Genomic DNA, 21,429 nt, shown 5'->3' with positions numbered 1-21,429 from the left:
GCAGCGAATTCGAGCGCCCTCCGATTTTGTTAATGGTTGACTGCCGCACTATAGGTATGCAGCCATGTAGTCAGTACTGACCACAGGGTGACTACGCTGTTTTGTCGATTGGAAAGTGATAGTAATCGCAGTTCAGACATGATGCTGACTACGCGGAAACGGGCTCTGTAACGATTAAGTGGGAATAAACGTGTGACTCTCCCGATGCGGATTACCAGGTCAAGCCCTACGATGGGTTCAGAGGTGACTTGAAATGCAACGGTTTGAAAACAATGTCTTTGACACGGCTTTGCTGTTTGAAGGCGGAGCTATGCGGGGCAGCTACAGCGGGGGAGCAGTAAACGCCCTGTTGGAGGCTGAAGTTTACGTGGACTACGTGGCAGGGATTTCTGCGGGGGCAACCTGCCTGGTGAATTATCTGGCTCGGTTGCCGCAACGCTCCCGGCGCTGTTTTGTTGATGTTTCTACCGATCCTGCTTTTGGCGGCTGGAAGACCGCCATCAAAGGTAAAGGGATTTTTGATACCCATCACATGTACTACGACATGACCGAACCAGGGGGAATGCTGGAACTGGATTATGAACGGTTTGCGGCTAACCCAGCGCTGTGGCGTGTAGGGGTGTACAACGCTGAGCGTGGAGAAAATGTTTATTTCTGTGCAGACCAGGTGGACACGGAGCAAAAGCTGACCCATGTGTGCAAGGCTTCTGGATCCATGCCGATTGCTACCCCGGTCACCTACATCGCCGGGGAGGCTTGCATGGACGGTGCTATAGGTCCCAGCGGTGGGATTCCTCTAGATGTGGCGCAGGCAGATGGTTACGAAAAGTTTCTGGTCATCCTGACACGACCGCGGGATTATGTTAAGGAAAACCGTCTGCCCGATTGGATTTATCGGTCTTTGCTGGCGCGTTATCCACGGGCGGCGCAGGCCTTGGTAGACCGTCCCGCGAATTACAACCGGACCCGGGCGGAGCTGGAACGCTTGGAGGCTGAGGGCAAGGCCTACGTGTTTTATCCCGAACATATGGGGGTGGCGAATTTCGAAGATAATCCCGCCAAGCTGGAAGAAAATTTTGCTGCCGGATACGAACAGATGCAACGTGAACTCCCAAAGGTCAAAGAGTTCTTAGGGCTGTAAAGTCGCGTGGTAGATTGCGTGAACTGCCAGAATCCCAACACGCAGTTATGATTGGGGGGGTGAAAGATAGCTGGCGGGTATTCACTCGTGATGTGAAGCGGATTATTGCGGTTCCGCGGTCCCTGATTATCGTCTTTGGCATCTTAGTCACCCCAGCCCTCTACACTTGGCTGAATATTGCGGCCTTTTGGAACCCTTATAAGGCAACGGAAAACCTTCCTATAGCGGTGGTGAATAACGATGCGGGGGCGGCATCTGCACTGACTGGTCAGCTCAATGTTGGCGACCTCATAGTCGATCAGCTCTCGGAGAATGAACAGCTCGGCTGGCAGTTTACGGATCAGGACACGGCCAATCGCAAAATCAGAGCCGGGGAAGTTTATGCGACTTTCGTCATCCCTCAGACCTTTAGTAAAGATTTGGTAGATATTTTCAGCGGTCAACGCCACCAGCCGACCATCGAATACTATGTGAATGAAAAGAAAGGTGCTATTGCGCCAAAAATTACCGATGTCGGAGCAAATGAACTTGATATTCAAATCACGTCTACTTTCCGAGGCCAGGTTGGCGAAGCCATTGCACAGTCTTTGCGCGATGGTGGGTTAGAGATTGACGAAAATGTTGTCGGTGCTCAGGGTAGTGCTTTAGATGCCTTAAGCGGTATCAATCGGGATTTAGCTGATGCGCAAGTCGCCTTGGATTCAGCCAGTACGTCTCTGACGGGTTCCTTAGAGACTATGAAAAAAGTCCGGGCTGCGCTGGCTGCAGCTGACCCCGCATTGGCTGATGTTTCTGCGGCTTTGAGCAACTCCCAAGACATTTTAGGAACGGTTGTCTCCGATGTTTCCGAATTCACGGCTACGGCGGGGCAAGCCAGTATTGACGCCCAAAAAGCGCTCAATGAGTCCTCGGCGGTCGCGGGTTCGGCGGTATCGAATGCGGCGAGTAAACTCACCGAAATGAACTCGCAGCTGCAATCCGGTATTCAGCGGGCGAATGCTTCGACAGCGAAAATGCGTGATCAGATTGCGGTTTTGCAAGGTTACCCGCAGACACAAAAGCTCGCTGCGAAGTTGAATTCCCAGCTGAGCGACATGCAGAATCTGCTCGCTAAGGTCGGGAAAACCGGATCAGATGCGGCAAATGCCAGCGAGGATTTGCAGGCGCTAATGAAAGCCTTTGATCAGGCTCAGACCGATGTGCAAAGAGTTACCACTGGTCTGCGTGAACAGTCCAATCAGGCAGCATCCACATTAAATGCCCGGGTGACGCAGCTGTCGGCACAGCTGGGAGCCATCAAATCCGCGGTGGGTGTTGCGCGAATTTCCCTTACGGAAATTTCTGCGTTGGCCCACGGAGTTGATGACCAGATTGTGAACATGCAAAACGTGCTTGGCCAGGTGCAGGGCAACCTGAATGGGCTGGCCAGTACGACTCGCGGGGCGCAAACCGATGTGGCGACTCTGGCCACTGCGCTGCGGACCGGAACCTTGGAAAAAGTCATTGGTTTGGATCCGACCAATATCGGACGCTACCTGACTTCACCGGTGGAATTTGACCAACAAACGATCTTCCCCATCAACTCTTATGGTTCGGGAATGGCGGCCATGTTCATCAATCTTTCCCTGTGGATTGGTGCGCTTATCCTGGTCATTATTTTCCGGGTGGAAGTCGATAAAGAGGGCTTTGGCTGGTTGAGCTTGCGCTCGGCTTATCTGGGACGATTTACGCTCTCTGGTGTGCTGTCTATAGGGCAGGGGTTGATTGTCAGCGTGGGCAGTTTACTAATGGGAGTTCAAGCGGTCAATGCTCCCGCTTTTATTGCTACATCCATGCTGATTGGGCCGTGTTATTTGGCAATTATCTATGCTTTAGCGGCCGCTCTCAGTCACGTTGGTCGAGCCCTGGCAATCTTACTGGTGGTGTTGCAGATTCCCGGCGCCTCGGGCATCTATCCGATTGAGCTCATGCCCGGATTCTTCCGCCAGCTTTCCCCAATGCTCCCGTTTTCCTATGGCATCAACGCGATGCGAGAAACTATCGGCGGGTTCTATGAGGGGCGTTTCTGGCATGTTATGGCGGTTTTATTGATTATGAGCGTCACGGTGTTCCTGTTGGGGTTTGTGGGGAGGCGTCGCTTGGGTTACTTCACCCAGCTGTTCTATGACGATTTGGCTCGCACTGAACTGGTCGTGAATGAAAACGTGCAGCTGCAAAGCCCTGGTTACCGGTTGAGTAACATCATTGCGCTGCTGGGCAACCGGAAAGAATTTTCCACCCGTATCAGTCGACGTCAAGAAAAGTTCAATGCCCGTTATCACGCTTTGATTAATGGACTGAGCAGCGTGGGGATTTTGGGACTGGTTGTGCTGGGGATAATTTCCCGGCTCACCTCCGCCAGTAAGCCAGCGCTTCTGGGCATAGTAGCGATTTGGGGACTGGTCATTATTGGGGCGCTGGTTAACGTGGTCGCGCTAAAGAGCTCCATAGAACGGGCCGAAAGGCTGTCGCATCTGACGGAAGATGAGCTTTTCGAGAGCCTCGCCCGCCAGCGAGATGCAAATGCTACCAAAACCACGAACCAGTCGGAGAGCCTGAACAGCGGACATAACTCGAGCCGCGGTGAACGCCGCCTGATTACCGCGTCGGAGCAGGAAGACGACGCGGTGGAATCCGTTCTGGGGACCGCCGTCGGAACATTGGATGAAGTCGGAGGCGAAAGCGCGGGGAACAACCCCGAGGAAACTCAGAACGAAACCGTGGACCAATCTGCTGATGAAATCCCGGACGAATCCCAGGATTTAGCCCGGAACGACGCAGCGGATCAAAGTGCCGAGAAGCCGACGGGCGAAACCGATGCCTCAGTAACCGGGGAGGCAGCACGATGAACAAAGTACTTTTTATCATTCGTGACGACTTCCGCCAGATTCGCAGCAGCGTCATGGTTCGGATTTTCATGGTTCTGTTGATTACCGTGCCCTTGTTCTTCACCTGGTTCAACGTACTGGCGACCTGGGATCCTTTCTCGAATTCGGGACGTTTGCAGATTGCCGTGGCCAGCACCGATGAGGGTTACACCAGCAAGCTCCTGAACGTCAAAGTTAATGTGGGGGATACGGTACTCAAGGAACTGGCCGTGAATGACCGGTTCGACTGGGTTCTGACCAGCAAAGATCAGGCTTTGGAAGGTGCACGCTCAGGGGAGTATTACGCGGCAATTGTGTTGCCGGAGGATTTTTCGCAGTCCATGTTCACGTTCTATGCCGGCGGGGCCGCCCCGGCGGATATCACGCTGTACACCAACGAAAAGAAGAACCCACTGTCCGCCAATCTCACTACGCAAGGCGCTCAGGGTGTCACCGCGCAAATTAACACGACTTTTTCGCGAACCTTGGCCGAAGTCGCCGTGGGTATTGCCGAGGACGTGTCCTCCTACTTGGGCACTGCCGACACTCAGGCGGCCTTGGATCGGCTGAGTAACCGCCTCGAATCCCTCTGTGCACAACTGAATTCCGGGGCGAATACAGTCAGTTCTCTGTCTACCGTGATAGGTTCGGCGGTGCCCCTGGCCACAGGGGCTAAGCAGCTGGCTGCGGGGGTGCAGGACTCTTTCGATGAGGCTGTTGGCGACACAGTTGGTTCCGGGGTCAATAGTACCGGGGGGACGGATAATCCCTTCGCGGTTGTTTCCTCTGGGCTCGATGATGCTGTGAGCCTGGCCGCAGGCAATATTTCCAACCTGCAAAATCAGTTGGACAACTTGCTGGATTCGACCAATAGCACCACACAAAGCAGTGCTGCTGCAATCGAAGAGCTGCAGACCTTGTTGAATAAACAAATCAGTGGATTCCAAAAGACTCGGGACGTAATCGAGCAGTCACTGGGCTCGGACGGGGCGGATTTGCTGGGGAAGGATCCGACTGTAGACCGGTTCCTGGCCGAGATGGACGCGGCGATTGCTCGCCAACAAAGCCTGTCGAAGCAACTGGGCACTATCGCTGCTGACCTGCACCAGGGGGTGCCTCTCGATTCTGACCTGAGAGAGTCGGCTCGCCATGCCATAGCGGAAGCGCAACAGGCTATTGACATGACCCGGTCCAACTACGAGAAAAACTTGCAGCCAAAGATTGAAAGCCTGCGTGAAAACCTGGACTCTGCCGGCAAGAATGTGAAAGTTTTCCGTTCATACCTAGAGGCGATGCGAGCCGACCTGTCGGGAAGTGCGGGCGGAATGATTGAGAGTATGCGCCGCTCCCAAAAGACCCTGGTCGACACCGCACAAAAGATGCGTGACGGGGCTAGCCGCCTAGACCGGGCTCGTGAACAGATAACGTCCACTCGGGGGGAAGTGGACTTGGGCCAAATCGCAACGACGTTGGGGGCTGACCCCAAGGGGTTTGCCCGCCTGATTTCTTCCCCCGTAGCAGTACAACGCAATGCTGTGTTCCCAGTCGCCACTTTCGGGGTGGGCATGGCTCCGCTTTTCACCGTCATAGCCCTGTGGGTTGGGGCGCTCCTGGCGGGGGTATTCCTGCGCACTGACATTTCTCCGAATGTGGGTCAACGCTACCTGGACAGCGTTGCAGACCGGAAACATCCGGATACAGCCGCTAGCGTGGATACGAATGCTGCGGAATCGTCACGATCAGCAGAACCAAGTACGAAATCGGGCGAAATAAGACCGACTCCAGCTGCGAAATCGGTCGTGAAAGCCGCAGTAAAAAAGCCTGTCTTCATCGGGGCTCAGGAGTACCTGGGACGCTACTTCATGTTTTGGGCAATAGGGATGGCTCAATCCACCTTGCTGATGATTGGGCTGATTGTGTTCGTGGAGATTGAACCGGCGCATCCCTTCCTGCTGATTTTGGCGGGATGGATCATTTCCACCGTCTTTACCAATATTGTTTATACGCTGGTCGTGGCGCTTTCCAATGCAGGCAAAGCCTTAGCCGTGGTGTTGCTGGTGTTACAGATTTCTGCCGCTGGCGGCGCCTATCCGCTGGAACTGCTACCGCAGTGGTTCCAAAACATCAGTCCCTGGCTGCCGGCCACGTATGCGATTAACCTGATGCGTTCAGCTATCGCCGGGATTTATGCGGGGGACTTTGCTTATAACTTGGTGATAATCCTGTTGTTCCTGATTCCGAACCTGGTGCTCGGGCTGGTCTTGCGGCATACGATTGCCGGGCGGATTCACGATATGACCAAAGCCATTGAAAAAACGAAGGTCATGTAGTCGGGGGCTATCCTTACGGGGACCAATTGGCATTGTTTCGTTTGTAAATTAACCATCAAAATGCCAAAAGGGCAGAAAACCACAACACAACCCGGACTACCACAAATAATTCGAGAAATCCTAGGCAAACTCGGTCACTAAAGTTGCACGAGTAGGGTTCAGTGGCGACCAAAGGTACGGAGTCGCGACTCGTCAAAATCTATCGCTTATCACCTTTACGGAATGTGTAAAGGTGATAAGCTGAGATTATGAGCAACGTCGCTGATTCTTTCGATTCTTTTAATTCTAATTTGGACTCGACGAATTCCGAGTGTTTGGTTCCCCTGCCTCCTATGGAGCACAACCTGTGGGGGACGCCAGATGAATCCAAAAAGCTGTCTGCCTCGGTGCAAAAACTGCTGCACAAACTGCTGGGAGTAGGGGAGCTGACGCTGCATCGTCGCACCACAGCACAGACGGAACTGTCCCCAATCCGTCTGGGCGATGCTGACCTTGCAGCGCTTGGGGAAATCGTAGGACCCGGCTACGTCACCACCGACAAAGAGCAACGCATCCGTCGCGCCCGCGGCAAGTCCTACCCTGACCTGGTCGATTGGCGGATGAATCGGGTGATTGAAGCTCCCGACGCGGTAGTAGCTCCGGGAACAGAAACGGAAGTCTGGGAGGTCCTCAAGTTCTGCAGCCGCGAAAAGATTGCGGTGGTTCCTTTCGGAGGGGGATCCTCTGTCGTAGGTGGTCTCAGTCCCAAGAAAGGCGGGATGCGGGCAGTCATCAGCATTGACCTGCGCCGCTTTGACCAGCTTGAGGACGTGGATCCGGTGTCTTGTGAAGCGACCTTCGGGGCGGGGCTCTCCGGACCGCACGCCGAGTTGCTGCTGGGCGAGTATGGTTTGCAGATTGGTCACTATCCGCAGTCTTTTCCTTATGCCTCCCTGGGCGGATTCGCGGCGACGCGGTCGTCGGGACAAAGCTCCGCTGGATATGGGCGTTTTGACGAGATGGTGCGTTCGCTGACCGTGGTGACCCCCAAGGGCATTATGGAAGTCGGATGGAAAGCGCCTATGTCAGCCGCCGGCCCCGATTTGCGTCACGTATTTTTAGGTTCCGAGGGTAGTTTCGGGATTATCACTAAACTGCGGTTACAGGTGCACAAGATTCCGCAGACTAAACGTTACGAGGCTTTTCGATTCCCAGATTTTGCAGCCGGCGCCGCTGCGGTGCGCGCTGTAGTACAGGAAGGCTGCGGTCCAACGGTGATACGCCTCTCTGACGAGATTGAATCCTCACTGAACCTGTCCAATACCGACTCGATGGGTTCCGCTGCGACCAGCAAAGTCGGATGCTTGTGCTTGACCATGTTTGAGGGCAGCGAAAATCACACCAAGTCCCGCCATGAAGAAACGCGGGCAGTGCTGCTGGCGCACGGGGGCACGTCGTTGGGCGAAATGCCGGTGCGGGAATGGGAACAGGGACGTTTTGGGGCTCCGGTACTGCGTGACGGATTGATTGACAACGGAGCTATCTGCGAAACCCTGGAGACCGCTACTGACTGGTCAAACATCACCAGGCTTAAGACCGCCGTGACAGAAGCCCTAACTACGGAGCTTGCTAAAACCGGCACGATTTCGGTGGTTATGTGCCACATCAGTCACGTCTATGCGGGAGGCTGTTCCCTATACTTTACGGTGGTGGCGGCGCAAAAGGGCGATGACCCCCAAGCTCAGTGGTGGCCCGTGAAACACGCGGCATCCCAGGCAATTATTGATGCGGGAGGGACAACTACACACCACCACGGGGTAGGCACGGATCACCGTCCGTTCCTGAAAGGCGAAATCGGCACACCCGCAGTGGAGCTTATCCGTGCGATTAAACACGAACTTGATCCGGTAGGGATACTGAACCCAGAGAAGCTGGTGTAGTGATGGAAAAAACGTTTGATCGTCACGAGATTCGGCATATTGCCCTGCTGGTGAACCCGGCTGCGGGTAAAGGGAAAAGCAGTGCCGCAGCAAAACTCGCCCACAGCGCTTTTGCGGAGGCGGGAGTGAAAGTAACGGTGTTGGCGGGAGCCTCCACCCAGGAGTCCGATGAACTGATTCGGCGCAGCATTGACGATAGGTCTCTGGATGCCCTGGTGGTGTGTGGGGGAGATGGTCTGGTCAGCCTGGCTTTGCAAGCGCAGGCGAAAACCGCTGTGCCGTTGGGAATAATCCCAGCTGGAACTGGAAACGATCATGCTCGGGAGTATCGTATTCCGCTCGATCCCCGGCACGCCGTCAAGGTCATTACTTCCGGTTACGCCACCCGCACGGACCTCGGTCTGATGCGCGATGAGGAAGGGCGGGAGAAGTATTTCGGGACCATTGCCTGCATGGGGTTTGATTCATTGTCATCGGCTCGTGCCAACACGATTTCTTTTCCGCGGGGAGCTACACGCTACGTTGTGGCAGCTTTGATTGAATGGGTACGGTTTCGCCCGCACAATACCCGCATATATGTCGATGGGCAGGAGGTCTGTTCCGGTCCAATCACCACCTGCGTAATGGGGAATACCAAGTCATACGGGGGAGGTCTGAAGGTGTGCCCCCATGCCAATCCTCGAGACGGACTGTTGGAACTTTCCATTTTGGGAGACCTGACGAAACTGGGAATGTTGCGCCATGCGGGTGCCTATAGCAACGGCACCTGGTGGAGATTACCCCAAGCACAGACCGCACGTGGCAAGGTAATCCGCATCGAGATGCCCGCAGTCACCGCTTATGCGGACGGAGACGCCTACTTTGATTCTGCCATCGAGTGCACAGCCGTTCCCCACGCCGGATACTACCTGGTGCCACGCTCATGAAGACGCCAGGTTTCAGCTCCAAATCCCCGCAGCGGGAACACAAGCCGGATGAAATGGCTATCGACCAGGCTATTGAAAAAGCTGCTCGAGATAGCCTCATCCGCAATGGGTTTTCGCGCACCACCATCGCTCAGGTCGCCCGCGAAGCTGGGGTATCGCGCCCCACCGTGTATGCCCGCTACCACAATGTGACGCAGCTCGCTGCTGACACTCTGACACGAGAATTACTGCCATTGGCGCAGCGGCTGCAAACGGTACCACAGACGGTGGAAGAGTTGGTGAAAATCCTGGTACAAGCCGCTCATGATTTGCAGCAAAATGAGCTGCTCGCTGCCATGATTGAGCGCGATCCGCAACTGTTGCAAACCTATCAATTCCAACGCTTAGGTCGGGTACAAACCCGATTTATCGATTTGCTGGCACAGATTTTGGAACAGATGTCCCGTAACACTGAGTTGCGCGATGAAGACCCGCGTGTACTCGCTGCGATTGTGGTGGTGTCAGTGCAGACCGCCGCCGTACAACAAAATATTTTCCGAGCTGTGAGAGACGACGCTGACGTGTGGACCAAACAGCTAGAAGTACTGCTAAAGGAGTATTTGTTACCATGAAATTTTCTGCTGCTCTCAATGCGTCAAGGCGTCGCAACGACCTTGACGAGGTGATGAATGCGAACGAACCGGTGGATTTGGTGATAATCGGGGGAGGAATCACCGGGGTAGGTACGGCTTTGGACGCGGTGACTCGCGGGCTGAACACGGTATTAATTGAGAAACATGATTTGGGATTCGGGACGTCGCGCTGGTCGTCCAAGCTGGCGCATGGTGGTTTGCGATACCTGGTCAAGATGGATCTTCAGATTGCGCACAATTCGGCGGTGGAACGAGGAATCTTGATGACCCGTACGGCGCCACACCTGATTCACTCTTTGCCGCAAGTGACGGCCTTGGGGGCAGATACGAATTTATTTCAGAAGTCCGCGATGCGGCTTGGTTTCATCGCCGGGGATTTGCTGCGGATTTCGGCAGGGACTTCGAGTCGAGTCTTGCCTCACTCACACTACGCGTCACCTAAACAGACATTGGCGCTGTGTCCTGCGGTTTCACGAGACAGATTGCGCGGCGCTTGGGTTAACTACGATGGTCAAATGGTGGATGATGCCCGTATTGTTTCTGCCATCGCGCGGACCGCTGCCGGTTACGGTGCGAAAATTCTGACCCGCGTGGAGGCGTTGCGGATGTCTGCTCACGAGGTCCAGGTCCGCGACACGGTACGTGGTCAGACGGGGGTCATTCCCGCTAGAGCGGTCATTAATGCGACGGGCGTGTGGGCTGCCGGACTGGATACGGATATTCATATCCGTCCTTCTCGCGGCACGCATTTGATTTTCAGTGCCGAACGTCTGGGGAATCCGCGAGGTTCCCTCACGGTACCGTTGCCGGGGTCAATCTCTCGCTATCTGTTCATTTTGCCGGCACCGCACCATCGGGTGTATTTGGGATTGACGGATGAGGATAATCCCGGTCCGATTCCTGACGTGCCTGAGACTCCGGATGCAGATATCGATTTTCTGCTGCGTAACATCAACCTCGCTCTTGAACAGCCCTTGAGTCGCGATGATGTAATCGGGACGTTTACCGGGCTAAGACCCCTTATTGATAGCGGTGAGGGAGGGGCAACGGCAGATGTATCGCGTAAGCACGCCCTGATTCGTTCCTGTGAAGGCGCGTTTTCTGTAGTGGGCGGGAAATACACGGAGTACCGCCTGATGGCTGAGCAGTGCTTGGATCGAGTGCTGGCTGCAAGCGGGATTCGCGCCGGAGCTTGCCGTACCAGGGACTTGCCGATAATCGGGGCGCATCGTCACCCGGACTTCCGGGGAGTTTCGCGTGATGCCTTGGTGGGTTTACCCAAGCCTCTGGTGCGTCGGTTTGGGAGGGAAGCGCCGCTGGTGGCTCAGGCAGAGATTGCCCGACCTTTGGAATACTTGGATGGTACCGATGTGACGCGTGCCGAGGTAGCTTTTGCGCTGACTCACGAGGGAGCTATGAATGTTGCGGATATTTTGCAGCGTCGTACCAGGTTGGGGCTGGTGAAAGACGATGCCTCTCGGGTGGATGCGGAAGTCCAGGAGATTATTGCCGAAATAGCCGAAAAGGGGAATTACGATGTCATTGCCTAAATGGATGCTTATGTTGATAGCAAAGGTACAGGCTCGTCATCCCCTGGTGGTGGCTCGGGTGATACACCGATTGACCGCAAAGAAGCATCATAATGTCCCAAATGTTCCTGCCGCCGCGCCGCAGCTTCCCAGTAAGGGCACGGCGCATCTGACTTTGACCCGCACCGATGGGGTGCTGGCAGCTAATCGCGCCGCGAGAATCCCCGGTGCTTGAGGACCGCCTGCGGTGAGTCTCCATGCGTGAACGGTGAGACGTCACAAGGGTCGGTCGGGCGGTTTAACTGCCAGATAGGGTCGTTCTGTGGGAACGACCCTATCTGAATCCAGAATTTTGTTTGTATGGTTGTTGTTTAGCCCACACTTACGGGTGCGGTCGTAACCTCTTTCTCAGGTTGTGGGGATTTATTCGTTGATGTCTCGGCATTGCGAGCGGCTTCGCGTTCAGCCATGCGACGGTAAATGACCGAGAGTAATGCCCCAGACAGGTTGTGCCAGATGGAAAAGATAGCGCCGGGCAGGGCAGCTTCGGGAGTCATCGCAAAGTGGGTCTTTGCCAGAGTGGCAGCCATGCCAGAGTTTTGCATCCCGACTTCAATCGAGACCGTGCGTGACACCCGGTTATCCGCCCGCAGCAACTTCGAGAAGCCGTATCCCACGCCGTAACCCAGCATGTTATGCAGGATGACCGCGACCAAAACCAGCAGCCCGGTTGCCTTGATGGCGTCTACGGAGGCACTGACCACACCTGCTAAAACCGCGGAAATACCCAGGGTAGAGATCCAGGGGAGAGCCGGCAGGATTCGGTTGATGAACTTGGGGAAAGCCAGTCGTAGCACCAAGCCAGCCACAACGGGAACCAGCACCATCTTCACGATGCTCACCGCCATCGCCCCGGCATCCAACGGCATATATTTACCAGCCAGCCACTGCGTCAGCAGCGGGGTCATCATGGGAGCTAGCAGTGTAGAAATCGCGGTCATGGTGACGGAAAGAGCTACGTCAGCTTTCGCGAGGTAAGAGATCACGTTCGACGAGGTGCCACCGGGGGCGCATCCGACCAGGATCACACCTACAGCTACGGCATCGGGGAGACGTAGCACAGTAACGATTAATACCGCTAGTGCGGGCATGATGACGTATTGGGCGACAACACCCAGCAGGATGGGCCACGGTCTGGTGAATACCAAACGAAAATCCGGCAACGTTAGGGTCAGACCCATTCCGAACATAATGACACCCAAAAGAATCGCGACGTGCGGAGTAAGCATCCCAGCTGTAGCGGGGGAAAAGAATCCCCACAGGGCTGCCGCAATAATCAGAACTGGGAAAATCGTCACGGCCTTTAGGGCGCTGCGATCTTCGGGGGTAAGCGCTTTTGGCGCTACGGATTGGTTATCAGTTCGAGTATTTGTTTGAGTAGTCATGCTCCGACTATAGTCGTTTTGTCCATATAGCGGATAGCTGTATCAATATATGAGATAAAGATGGTGTTACCAAACCAAAGACGAGGTTTGAATTTGATTAAAATAGCATTTGTCGGTCGGTCAATGATTGATGATGCTCGCTACGACGCGGTATGCCGGTGGGTGTGGGTGTACCTAATAGGTTCCTCTAATGGTTATGGAGTTTCCGTAGTGCCGAGTCAACGAGTTTCATTTTTGTGGGTTCTGACTGCACCATCCAAGGTAAATATTTGTTGGTAATTATAGCCATCTGTTCATTAAGCGTGAGTGAATTGGAGAAGTTGGGCCGAGGAATGCCGGTGCTAGATTCATCATCGAGATACCATCGGAGTTGATTGAGTAAATGTACTCCTTTGACGGTTCCTATATTGCCAAGTTTAAAGCCGTGGAAGTTATGAGTCGCTAATGCTTTAGCAAAAGCATCTACTTTGAGAAATGCTTTATCGTTACCGATAGACTCTGCATCTGCATACATTACACCCAACAGAGCTTTTTGATTTGAAGACAATGAATTTGCAATTGTATCGATGCGAGATACGTATTTTGTAAAGGTGTCTGCACCTTGCGTGAGAGTAGTTTTACCCAAGGTGTTCGCTGCATCTTCGATTTGTAGACCGAGGCTTGGACCTTCTTCGGGATCAAGACCGGTATATTTGTTATATACACTGGCGGAGGCGTCAAAACGACCTAGAATACGTTTTAACGCATCTGAAAAACCGTCTAAATGAGAAGTATCTTCGAGGCGTGCTGCGGCGATTTGGTAATCATGTTGCCAAACTTTAATATCCAAGCGTGTAGCCCAGCGCCAATCGGATGAAGCATATTTAGCGGCAAGTACATCATTGTGAGGACGGTTCTTACGTTCGTTTGCTTCGTTAATCCTGAGATTATCTTGCTGCATTTGTTTGGATGAAACTGTGCGGGCGAACACTTCTAGCTTGTGAAAAAAAGACGATCCGGTTAAGTCTGCAGCAGTGAGATATTGACCATGATAATCAGAGCGTTGGTTGTTTTCAGTGGGGATGTTCCCCTTTGAATCGCTGAGAGCCTGAGTAAAGAAGCTGATGATATCGGTTTTGATGCCGTGAGCCTCTGAATCGCGCAGAAATAGTCCTTCGCTACCTTTATATCCGGAAATCCAATCCATAGCCACCAAGCTGGCGTCACTAGACGCCGCCTTGGTGGCGACGTTGTTGATGAGACCGACACAATCGTCGGCGTAGCTAGAAATGCGTTCCCTAAATTCAGAGTCGAGAGCTTCTAACAATTTATGTTCGTTAGCTTTATAGGCCTCATTTGCTGAGCAGGCTTTAAGTATTAAATCCCGGCGATGATTGTAATCTGTGACAAGTTCAGTTAGTGAGTCCTTTGAACGGTGTAGAATAGTATCAATTTTAGATAGATTACTAAAAGCGTCAGCGATAAAGTGCGCTTCGCTGTTAATATCTATAACGTCTCCCAGAATAGCCCGTAAACGAGAATTGCTTAGATTCGACTCTGAAGTAGAATCGATTCTGGTGTGAGAAATCTGCTGGGTGTATATCGACGGATTGTTGGATCCAATAAATATTTCGCTCACGTTTATAACTCCTCGTATTTTCCATTGTTGTTTAGCAAAACTATGGAGTTTTGGGTGGAGGTTACATTTTTCGCTGTTGTGGCGGTGGTGAGCCCTGTCTCACCCTTGAAACCATCTGCAAAAGTGCTGGATGTGCCCAGTGAACACCCTAGGATAAACGCTGCGACCAGGGTAATTAGGCGACGCGGAACGTTAATCATTTGAAATATCCCTTCTGGTTCGCACCAGTAATATAATACCTATTTTACGGCGGGTTATTTCAAGTGTAAATACACTATTTTCGGCGTGTAATGTCGTGAGTGCTCAGAGTAACCTATGCCTACATATCTTTAATCGTTGGTTTAACCAATCTGGACGCTTAGCCACCAGATGATTAATTTTTTTCCTAAATGCAGTTAGGCTGCGACTATATCGTCGAAGAAGTCGATGATGCCCCAGGCTACTTCGTCTTTTATGTCCGTGTAGTTGTGGATTTCGTGGCGATATCCGAAATAGAGCTGCGCCTGGGTCTGGTGTCCCGTATCCTCCAGCCAGTTCACGACCTCCATGAACCCGGTACCGAACATGCCGATGGGATCCTCAGAGCCGGCAATCAGGTAAACAGGCAGGTCCTGGGGGACCGCCTCCGCCCACTGCGGACCTTCGACCTGTTTCAGCATCTGGGCGAAATCGAGCATGGAACGGTTCGACGTCGGCTTGGTGAAGGCATCAAAAGGGTCCTCGGCGTGATCCTTTTGCACGTAAGGGTCCTCACAAATCCACTCGTTGCCAATCTTTACGCCCTCGGGAATGCGGGCAAAAGAAAAGCCGAAGAACTGCTGGATGATTCCGGGATCGCTGTTTTCACCCTCGCCAGCCGCCACCAGCTCTTGCAGCCGTGCTATCACCGCGTCCGTTTCGGGGAAGCGCCCCGTCACGCCGCACAGGGTGATTCCCGCGAGTTCGTTGCCATATTTCACCATGTAGTCTCGTCCAATCATCGAGCCCATAGAGTGACCGAAAAAGAACAGTGGCAGGTTTGGGTATTTTTCTTTCACAAGCACGGACAGGCGGTGCTCGTCCTCCATCATCGTGTGCGGGCCCTTGTCGCCCCAGTCGCCCCAACGGTCGTTCTCGACAGCGGTTTTACCGTGGCCAACGTGGTCGTCAGCTGCCACGATGTAGCCTGCCTCCAACAGATTGACGATGAGGTGCAGATAGCGGCGGGAATGCTCGCCGAAACCGTGAACAAGCTGAACAATGCCTTTCGGCTGCGCCGCCGGAACGTAAATCCAGCCGTAAACGGTGTCTCGTTCGTTGAAAGAGGGGAAAGTAATTTCGTGCAGCATTGCGCGTCCTTTCGTGGGGTAACGTATCGGGTGGACGCTCCTATCCTCACACATTTTCGGTCGATTTATACCGGGTTTGCAGCGAACACGTTGCCTCGGTGATGGTGCCAGTGCAGCAGGGCGAATGGATTACTGTCATGATGCGTCGTGAGTTATCGGGGATTTCGGGTACAGCAGAACTATGCCCGCTGTGCATGAACGACCGATTTCAAAGTGGGATTTGTGTTCATGCCTATGCGCTCTTTGGTAAAGATGCAGGTAGGGATGATTCGGGCTATAGAGAATTGCGTACGGGAGAAGTGAAATTGGTCGTTCGCGTCTCAAGCTTGAAAGCTTCGCTTTTGTAGTGGAAAAATTCTCGGTCTTTGGGTGCTCAACCTGCTGCGCGGCTTGCGCACCATTTCCTCGTTTTGTCACTAGGTCTGGGTGCGCAACCCGCCGTTTTCACGTCGGCTTGCGCATCCCTTAGCCGAAGCGGCAAATGCCTTGCGGCTTTTTCGTGGCGGGCTTCGCCCGCCGCGCGCCTCTCTCAACAAGCCGCTTACGTAAGCAAGCTTACGACGCGCTTGCCGAGAGAGACACCGCCTGCTGTGCAGACACGAAAAAGCCGGTCAAGGCGCATGCCTTGACCGGCGTCCGGGTATTAGCAAGGACTCGCTCCGCTCGCCTTGCATACCCTCCCTCGTTCGCGTCTCGAGCTCGAAAGCTTCGCTTTCGGCTTGAGACGCTCTCTCAGTCGGGTGGCTGACGAGATTCGAACTCGCGACATCCTGAACCACAATCAGGTGCTCTACCACTGAACTACAGCCACCATCGCTTGCGAAAAGCAACCCCCCTATCTTACCGGATTTTGCCGCTCAGGCGAAACTCGTGCCCCGCCTACTGCGAAACCGTTGTTTGCCTACCGCCTTACCGGGGGAACTTGTGCAAAAAACCTCTGTTTACTTGAAAGGCGAAGTCTGCAAAATGTGGGCGGCTGCACTCTGCAGTTCTTCCGTGCTGGGACCCTCGCCTGCCGGCAGCAGTACCGAACGGTAATAGCGCAGTTCGTTGAGGGAATCAATGATGTCGCCCAAAGCTCGATGATTGCCGGTTTTTTCCGGAGCTAAACCGTACACCTTTGGATACCAGCGCATCGCCAGTTCTTTCAGAGTAGACACGTCAATAATCCGATAGTGCAACCAGTTGATGAGCTCCGGCATCTGTTTCGCCAAGAACGCTTTATCAGAATGTACCGAATTGCCCGCCAGCTGGGCTTTTCCGGGTTCAGGGACCAGGCGTTTCACGTAGTCCAGAACTTGACGACCGGCTTCCTCCACGCTCAAACCGGTATCAAGTTTCGCCAACAGCCCTGACTTAGTGTGCATTTCGCGGACAAATTCTCCCATGTGATTCATCGCGGTCGCGCTGGGCTTAATCAGCAAATCGATACCGGAATCCAGCGGGTTCAGTTCGGCATCGGTGACAATCACAGCGACCTCAATCAGCTCGTCAACATGCAAATCGAGCCCGGTCATCTCGCAATCAATCCACACCATCGGGTCGGTTTTTTTGTTTCCCATACGGTACTCATCTCCCATTCAATAGTTGTTTCTGGTGGCGAAATCTTCGCCAACCAGCAAAAGGCTTAGTTGCTTTCGTCAGCCAGGAATCGTTGCAAAATCACGTCAAGATCCACCATCGAAACTGCTTTCGCCATCGCGCCACGCAGGGGAGCGGACGAACCTAAAGCGCTCAGACGCAACGTTGTGTCGGCGGCGCAATCCGGCAGGGCGAATTGGTTAATCGTCTCCCGAATCTGGTTTAAGAAACTCTCGCCTGCAAAGGACAGCTCGCCCCCGATAACAATCATCTTTGGGTTCAAAATGTTGCACACTTGCGCCAAGACGTAACCGATAGCACGACCGGCTTCTTGAATACGCCGAGTGACCCGCACGTCGCCCTCTTCAATCAGTCGATAGAGGTCCCTCAGCGTGTGGACTGGAATCTCCAAGCTGCGCAGCGAAGCCATAATCGCGCTGACCGAGGCAATCATCTCCAGACAGCCACTGCCTCCACATTTACATAACTCATGATGGCTCGGAATCGGGAAGTGTCCGATTTCTCCCGAAATCCCGCCGGTCCCGTACAAGATTTTGCCACCTGCCATAATGCCGGCGCCAATCCCGGACGAGGCTTCAACATAGACGAAATCATCGACGTCCTTTGCGACTCCCCACATGTGCTCAGCTAAAGCCCCGGCATTCGCGTCGTTTTCGGTCAGAATTGGGAAAGGGGAAACTTCTTGAGCGATGTCTTCCAGGTTGATTCCGTTAAGTCCTGGAATCATGGAAGTGTAGTTGGACATGCGACCATCCGAACGCACCGCATCGGCAACTACGATGCAACCAGCCACAATCTGAGCGTTTTCCAGCCCCTTGGCTGCCATCATCGAGTCGAACAGGGCAACTGACATTTCCTTATTAATGGTTGCGTTAGCCTCTGGGGGAAGGGGGATGACTTGCGTATCCACAATCTCGTGATCCAGAGTGACAATCCCGACTCGTACCTGTTCACGTTCCAGAGACACACCCATGGCGTAACCAATTTCGGGGGCGAACGCAATCGTGTTGCCGCGTCGACCTGATGCGGCCTCCGCCAGACGCAAAATTTCGGCTTCGGTCAGTTCGCGAACGATGTTAGAAACGGTCGCGGGGGCCAGACCGGTGCGACGGCTAATCTCGGCCTGTGAAATCCCTCCGGCATCAATAATGGCAGACAAAACTCGCTTTTGGTTCGCTACGCGCAGAGACGAGGGGGAGCCGGGGCCTAAAAGGTTTTCCATAGTCACGAACCCCATTTTAGTGATTTTTCCCTATCAATGGTCAGCCTCCCCCACAAACTGAATACCGGTATCGGTATATTTCGGGAGGGTTGGCGCCCTCGGTGGGACTCGAACCCACAACCTACGGATTAGAAGGCCGTTGCTCTATCCATTGAGCTACGAAGGCTTACCGGTTAAACAAAATCTGTTAACTCGACCAGTTTAGCCTATTTCCGCGGTTTTTTCCCCTGTGCATAAAAGGGTTATCCACAGGCAAAAAAATATTTAGTTGGACATGACAAACCTTTGCGAAACCCTCGAACTGAGAGCTGTTTGCTTGACAGCTATCGACAGTAACGAGCGCAGAGGCGTTCGGGAAAGGAAAACAAAATGAGCTCCATGACAGTAACAGTAAGCGGATATTTGGGAAACACTCCATTTTTGCGCAAGACCTCCGCCGGTACGCACTGGGTCCGATTCTCTCTGGCCTGCAACGCCAGTTATCGTGATGTTAACGGCAACTGGACCAGCGGGGAAACCACGTGGTTCAACTGCAAAGCTTGGGGGACTTTCGCCGTCAACATTGCGGAATCGCTGCACAAGGGCGATCCGGTGGTTGCGCAGGGACGTTTAGTGCCCGGGACTTACGAACACGCCGATAAAACGACTGGCGTCGTCGAAAAACGCCCAGAACTGGCTCTGCACCTGACCCATATTGGGGTAGACCTGGTACATACTCCTTCCATAAACATCAAATATGCCAAGGAAACCAGCGCCGAGGAAAACTCTGCGAAATCGAGCAAGTTCGACATTCCCGCGGACTCTTTGAACACCGTGAGGGATACGGGATTTGCGCAGACGGAGTCAGACCTCGTGGAGAGTGCGGATATTCTTGACGAATTAGACGTTGAAATGGAAGCTGCCGATGAGGAATCTTTGATTAGCGTCGGGGCTGACGCGGTACCATTCTGAAAAAGATTTGCGATTTCCGTTAGCATATTGGGGGTGCGGGTTTTTACCCCACCCCCAATAGACCTCCGGGCCAGATGTTGCTCGGCTCACCGAAACTGTAAGGAAGTTGCATGTCAGAGTACATTTATTCGATGTTAAAGGCCCGCAAGAAAGTCGGCGATAAGCTCATTTTGGATGACGTAACGATGGCATTCCTGCCCGGAGCCAAGATTGGCATGGTAGGTCCTAACGGTGCCGGTAAGTCGACCATCCTGAAAATCATGGCAGGTTTGGATGAACCCAGCAATGGTGAAGCCATTCTCAGTCCCGGATATACGGTAGGTATCCTCTTGCAGGAACCTCCTCTTAACGAGGAAAAGGACGTGCTGGGCAACGTCGAGGAAGGCGTGTGGGAAATCAAAGCCAAGCTGGATCGATACAACGAGATTTCAGCCCAAATGGCAGACCCGGACGCAGATTTCGATGCCTTGATGGAAGAAATGGGTCAGCTCCAAGAAGCTATTGATGCTGCTGATGCCTGGGACCTCGACAGCCAGTTGGAACAGGCGATGGACGCGTTGCGCTGCCCGCCGGCAGACGCGGACGTGAAAACCCTCTCCGGAGGGGAACGCCGCCGGGTCGCCTTGTGCAAGCTGCTGCTGGAAGCCCCTGATTTGCTGCTGCTTGACGAGCCAACCAACCACTTGGACGCCGAGTCGGTGCTGTGGCTAGAGCAGCATTTGAGCCAATACAAGGGAGCGGTCATTGCCGTCACTCACGACCGGTATTTCCTGGATCACGTGGCGGGGTGGATTGCGGAGGTCGACCGCGGTCATCTGTACCCCTATGAGGGCAACTACTCCACCTACTTGGAAAAGAAACAGGAGCGTTTGGAAGTCCAAGGTCGTAAAGACGCCAAACTCCAAAAACGATTGAAAGAAGAGCTGGAGTGGGTGCGCCAATCCGCTAAGGGGCGTCAAGCCAAGTCAAAGGCTCGTTTGCAGGCATATGAAGCGATGGCAGCGGAGGCTGAGAAGTCGCGGAAACTTGATTTCGAAGAAATCCAGATTCCGCCGGGGCCGCGGTTGGGCACTTTGGTACTGGAGGCAACCAACCTCAAGAAAGGCTTTGGCGACCGTACCCTGATTGATGGTTTGAGCTTCAGCTTGCCCCGAAACGGCATAGTGGGAGTTATCGGACCTAACGGGGTCGGGAAAACGACCCTGTTTAAGACCATCGTCGGGCTGGAACCCCTCGACGGCGGTGACCTGAAAATCGGGGAAACCGTGAAAATCTCTTATGTCGATCAGACTCGCGCGGGCATTGACCCGGAAAAGACACTGTGGGAGGTTGTCTCCGACGGGGCAGATTATATTGAGGTGGGTAAGGTCCAGATGCCGTCGCGTGCCTACGTGTCCGCTTTCGGGTTCAAGGGAGCTGACCAGCAGAAGCCTGCGGGTGTTTTGTCCGGCGGGGAACGTAACCGCCTGAACCTAGCTCTGACCTTGAAAGAGGGCGGAAACCTGCTGCTGCTCGACGAACCAACGAACGACTTGGATGTTGAAACCTTGGGATCGTTGGAAAACGCCCTGTTGCAGTTCCCCGGTTGTGCCGTGGTCGTCACCCACGACCGCTGGTTCCTGGACCGAGTGGCGACGCACATTTTGGCTTATGAGGGTACCGAGGAAGATCCGGCTAAATGGTTCTGGTTTGAAGGCAACTTTGAGGGCTACGAAGCCAACAAAATTCAGCGTCTGGGACCGGAAGCTGCCCGACCGCATCGGGTGGTTTATCGGAAACTGACCCGCGGGTGAGGGTAAACGTACCCAAAAGTCACTGAAAAACGTTATAGCACCCCGTGTGCTTGCCCACTAACGGGTTTGAGCGGTTAGAATTAGTTA

At 53.7% G+C, this 21,429-nt stretch carries 16 protein-coding genes and 2 tRNA genes; 11 read left to right on the top strand and 7 right to left on the bottom strand.

Features of this window, described 5'->3' with window-relative positions; genetic code table 11:
- The first annotated feature begins 253 nt into the window (after positions 1-253).
- The 8 genes from HMPREF0574_RS07910 to HMPREF0574_RS07875 all read left to right on the top strand — a co-directional run bounded on the left by HMPREF0574_RS07910 (position 254) and on the right by HMPREF0574_RS07875 (position 11,618).
- Positions 254-1,141 carry a patatin-like phospholipase family protein gene (locus HMPREF0574_RS07910; RefSeq protein WP_004008211.1) on the top strand — a complete coding sequence of 296 codons (888 nt, stop codon included), beginning with the start codon at positions 254-256 and terminating at the stop codon, positions 1,139-1,141.
- A gap of 59 nt (positions 1,142-1,200) precedes the next feature.
- Positions 1,201-4,029: a YhgE/Pip domain-containing protein gene (locus tag HMPREF0574_RS07905; protein ID WP_036325091.1), complete on the top strand. Its 2,829-nt coding sequence runs from the start codon at positions 1,201-1,203 to the stop codon at positions 4,027-4,029.
- The gene (locus tag HMPREF0574_RS07900; protein WP_004008209.1) at positions 4,026-6,377 is read left to right on the top strand and encodes a YhgE/Pip domain-containing protein; all 2,352 of its coding nucleotides are present in this window, start codon (positions 4,026-4,028) and stop codon (positions 6,375-6,377) included. Before HMPREF0574_RS07905 ends, HMPREF0574_RS07900 begins: the two co-directional genes overlap by 4 nt.
- A 248-nt stretch (positions 6,378-6,625) precedes the next feature.
- Positions 6,626-8,296 (top strand): FAD-binding oxidoreductase, encoded by a 1,671-nt coding sequence (locus HMPREF0574_RS07895; protein WP_004008208.1) that lies wholly within the window; start codon positions 6,626-6,628, stop codon positions 8,294-8,296.
- Positions 8,297-8,298: 2 nt separating this feature from the next.
- Positions 8,299-9,222, top strand: coding sequence for a diacylglycerol kinase family protein (locus HMPREF0574_RS07890; protein WP_004008207.1), 924 nt, complete (start codon positions 8,299-8,301; stop codon positions 9,220-9,222).
- On the top strand, positions 9,219-9,833 hold the full coding sequence (locus HMPREF0574_RS07885) for a TetR/AcrR family transcriptional regulator (RefSeq protein WP_004008206.1): 615 nt from the start codon (positions 9,219-9,221) through the stop codon (positions 9,831-9,833). The genes HMPREF0574_RS07890 and HMPREF0574_RS07885 overlap by 4 nt, the downstream gene beginning before the upstream one ends.
- Complete coding sequence (locus HMPREF0574_RS07880; protein WP_004008205.1) at positions 9,830-11,404, top strand: glycerol-3-phosphate dehydrogenase/oxidase; 1,575 nt, start codon at positions 9,830-9,832, stop codon at positions 11,402-11,404. Before HMPREF0574_RS07885 ends, HMPREF0574_RS07880 begins: the two co-directional genes overlap by 4 nt.
- Positions 11,391-11,618, top strand: coding sequence for a LysR family transcriptional regulator (locus tag HMPREF0574_RS07875; RefSeq protein WP_236585920.1), 228 nt, complete (start codon positions 11,391-11,393; stop codon positions 11,616-11,618). The genes HMPREF0574_RS07880 and HMPREF0574_RS07875 overlap by 14 nt, the downstream gene beginning before the upstream one ends.
- Positions 11,619-11,754: 136 nt before the next feature.
- Here HMPREF0574_RS07875 and HMPREF0574_RS07870 read toward each other — a convergent pair whose 3' ends face one another.
- The 3 genes from HMPREF0574_RS07870 to HMPREF0574_RS07855 form a co-directional block, all read right to left on the bottom strand.
- Positions 11,755-12,828 carry a bile acid:sodium symporter family protein gene (locus HMPREF0574_RS07870; RefSeq protein WP_004008203.1) on the bottom strand — a complete coding sequence of 358 codons (1,074 nt, stop codon included), beginning with the start codon at positions 12,826-12,828 and terminating at the stop codon, positions 11,755-11,757.
- 187 nt (positions 12,829-13,015) lie between these two features.
- Positions 13,016-14,446, bottom strand: a complete 1,431-nt coding sequence (locus HMPREF0574_RS07865) for a hypothetical protein (protein WP_004008202.1) — start codon at positions 14,444-14,446, stop codon at positions 13,016-13,018.
- Positions 14,447-14,841: 395 nt separating this feature from the next.
- A complete protein-coding gene (locus HMPREF0574_RS07855) occupies positions 14,842-15,774 on the bottom strand; it encodes an alpha/beta fold hydrolase (protein ID WP_004008200.1) in 933 nt (310 codons plus the stop codon).
- 98 nt (positions 15,775-15,872) lie between these two features.
- Between HMPREF0574_RS07855 and HMPREF0574_RS09635 the strand changes: the two genes are divergently transcribed.
- Positions 15,873-16,121: a hypothetical protein gene (locus HMPREF0574_RS09635; protein WP_146741545.1), complete on the top strand. Its 249-nt coding sequence runs from the start codon at positions 15,873-15,875 to the stop codon at positions 16,119-16,121.
- A gap of 392 nt (positions 16,122-16,513) precedes the next feature.
- Here the strand turns inward: HMPREF0574_RS09635 and HMPREF0574_RS07850 are convergent.
- From HMPREF0574_RS07850 to HMPREF0574_RS07835, 4 genes are all read right to left on the bottom strand, one after another.
- Positions 16,514-16,585: transfer RNA gene (locus HMPREF0574_RS07850), tRNA-His, on the bottom strand.
- Between the two features lie 130 nt (positions 16,586-16,715).
- Positions 16,716-17,354 carry an oligoribonuclease gene (orn, locus tag HMPREF0574_RS07845; protein WP_004008199.1) on the bottom strand — a complete coding sequence of 213 codons (639 nt, stop codon included), beginning with the start codon at positions 17,352-17,354 and terminating at the stop codon, positions 16,716-16,718.
- A gap of 47 nt (positions 17,355-17,401) precedes the next feature.
- On the bottom strand, positions 17,402-18,613 hold the full coding sequence (locus HMPREF0574_RS07840) for an ROK family transcriptional regulator (protein ID WP_004008198.1): 1,212 nt from the start codon (positions 18,611-18,613) through the stop codon (positions 17,402-17,404).
- A gap of 75 nt (positions 18,614-18,688) precedes the next feature.
- Positions 18,689-18,764, bottom strand: a tRNA-Arg gene (locus tag HMPREF0574_RS07835).
- A 212-nt stretch (positions 18,765-18,976) separates the two neighbouring features.
- Here HMPREF0574_RS07835 and HMPREF0574_RS07830 point away from each other — a divergent pair.
- The gene (locus HMPREF0574_RS07830; RefSeq protein ID WP_236585919.1) at positions 18,977-19,549 is read left to right on the top strand and encodes a single-stranded DNA-binding protein; all 573 of its coding nucleotides are present in this window, start codon (positions 18,977-18,979) and stop codon (positions 19,547-19,549) included.
- Positions 19,550-19,659: 110 nt separating this feature from the next.
- Positions 19,660-21,342 (top strand): energy-dependent translational throttle protein EttA, encoded by a 1,683-nt coding sequence (gene ettA / locus HMPREF0574_RS07825; RefSeq protein WP_004008196.1) that lies wholly within the window; start codon positions 19,660-19,662, stop codon positions 21,340-21,342.
- The last annotated feature ends 87 nt before the right edge of the window (positions 21,343-21,429 follow it).

The organism is Mobiluncus curtisii subsp. curtisii ATCC 35241, from assembly GCF_000146285.1.
Taxonomy (GTDB): Bacteria; Actinomycetota; Actinomycetes; order Actinomycetales; family Actinomycetaceae; genus Mobiluncus; species Mobiluncus curtisii.
The sequence above is the reverse complement of the archived record's forward strand: the minus strand, read 5'-3'. Positions and strand labels throughout refer to the sequence as shown.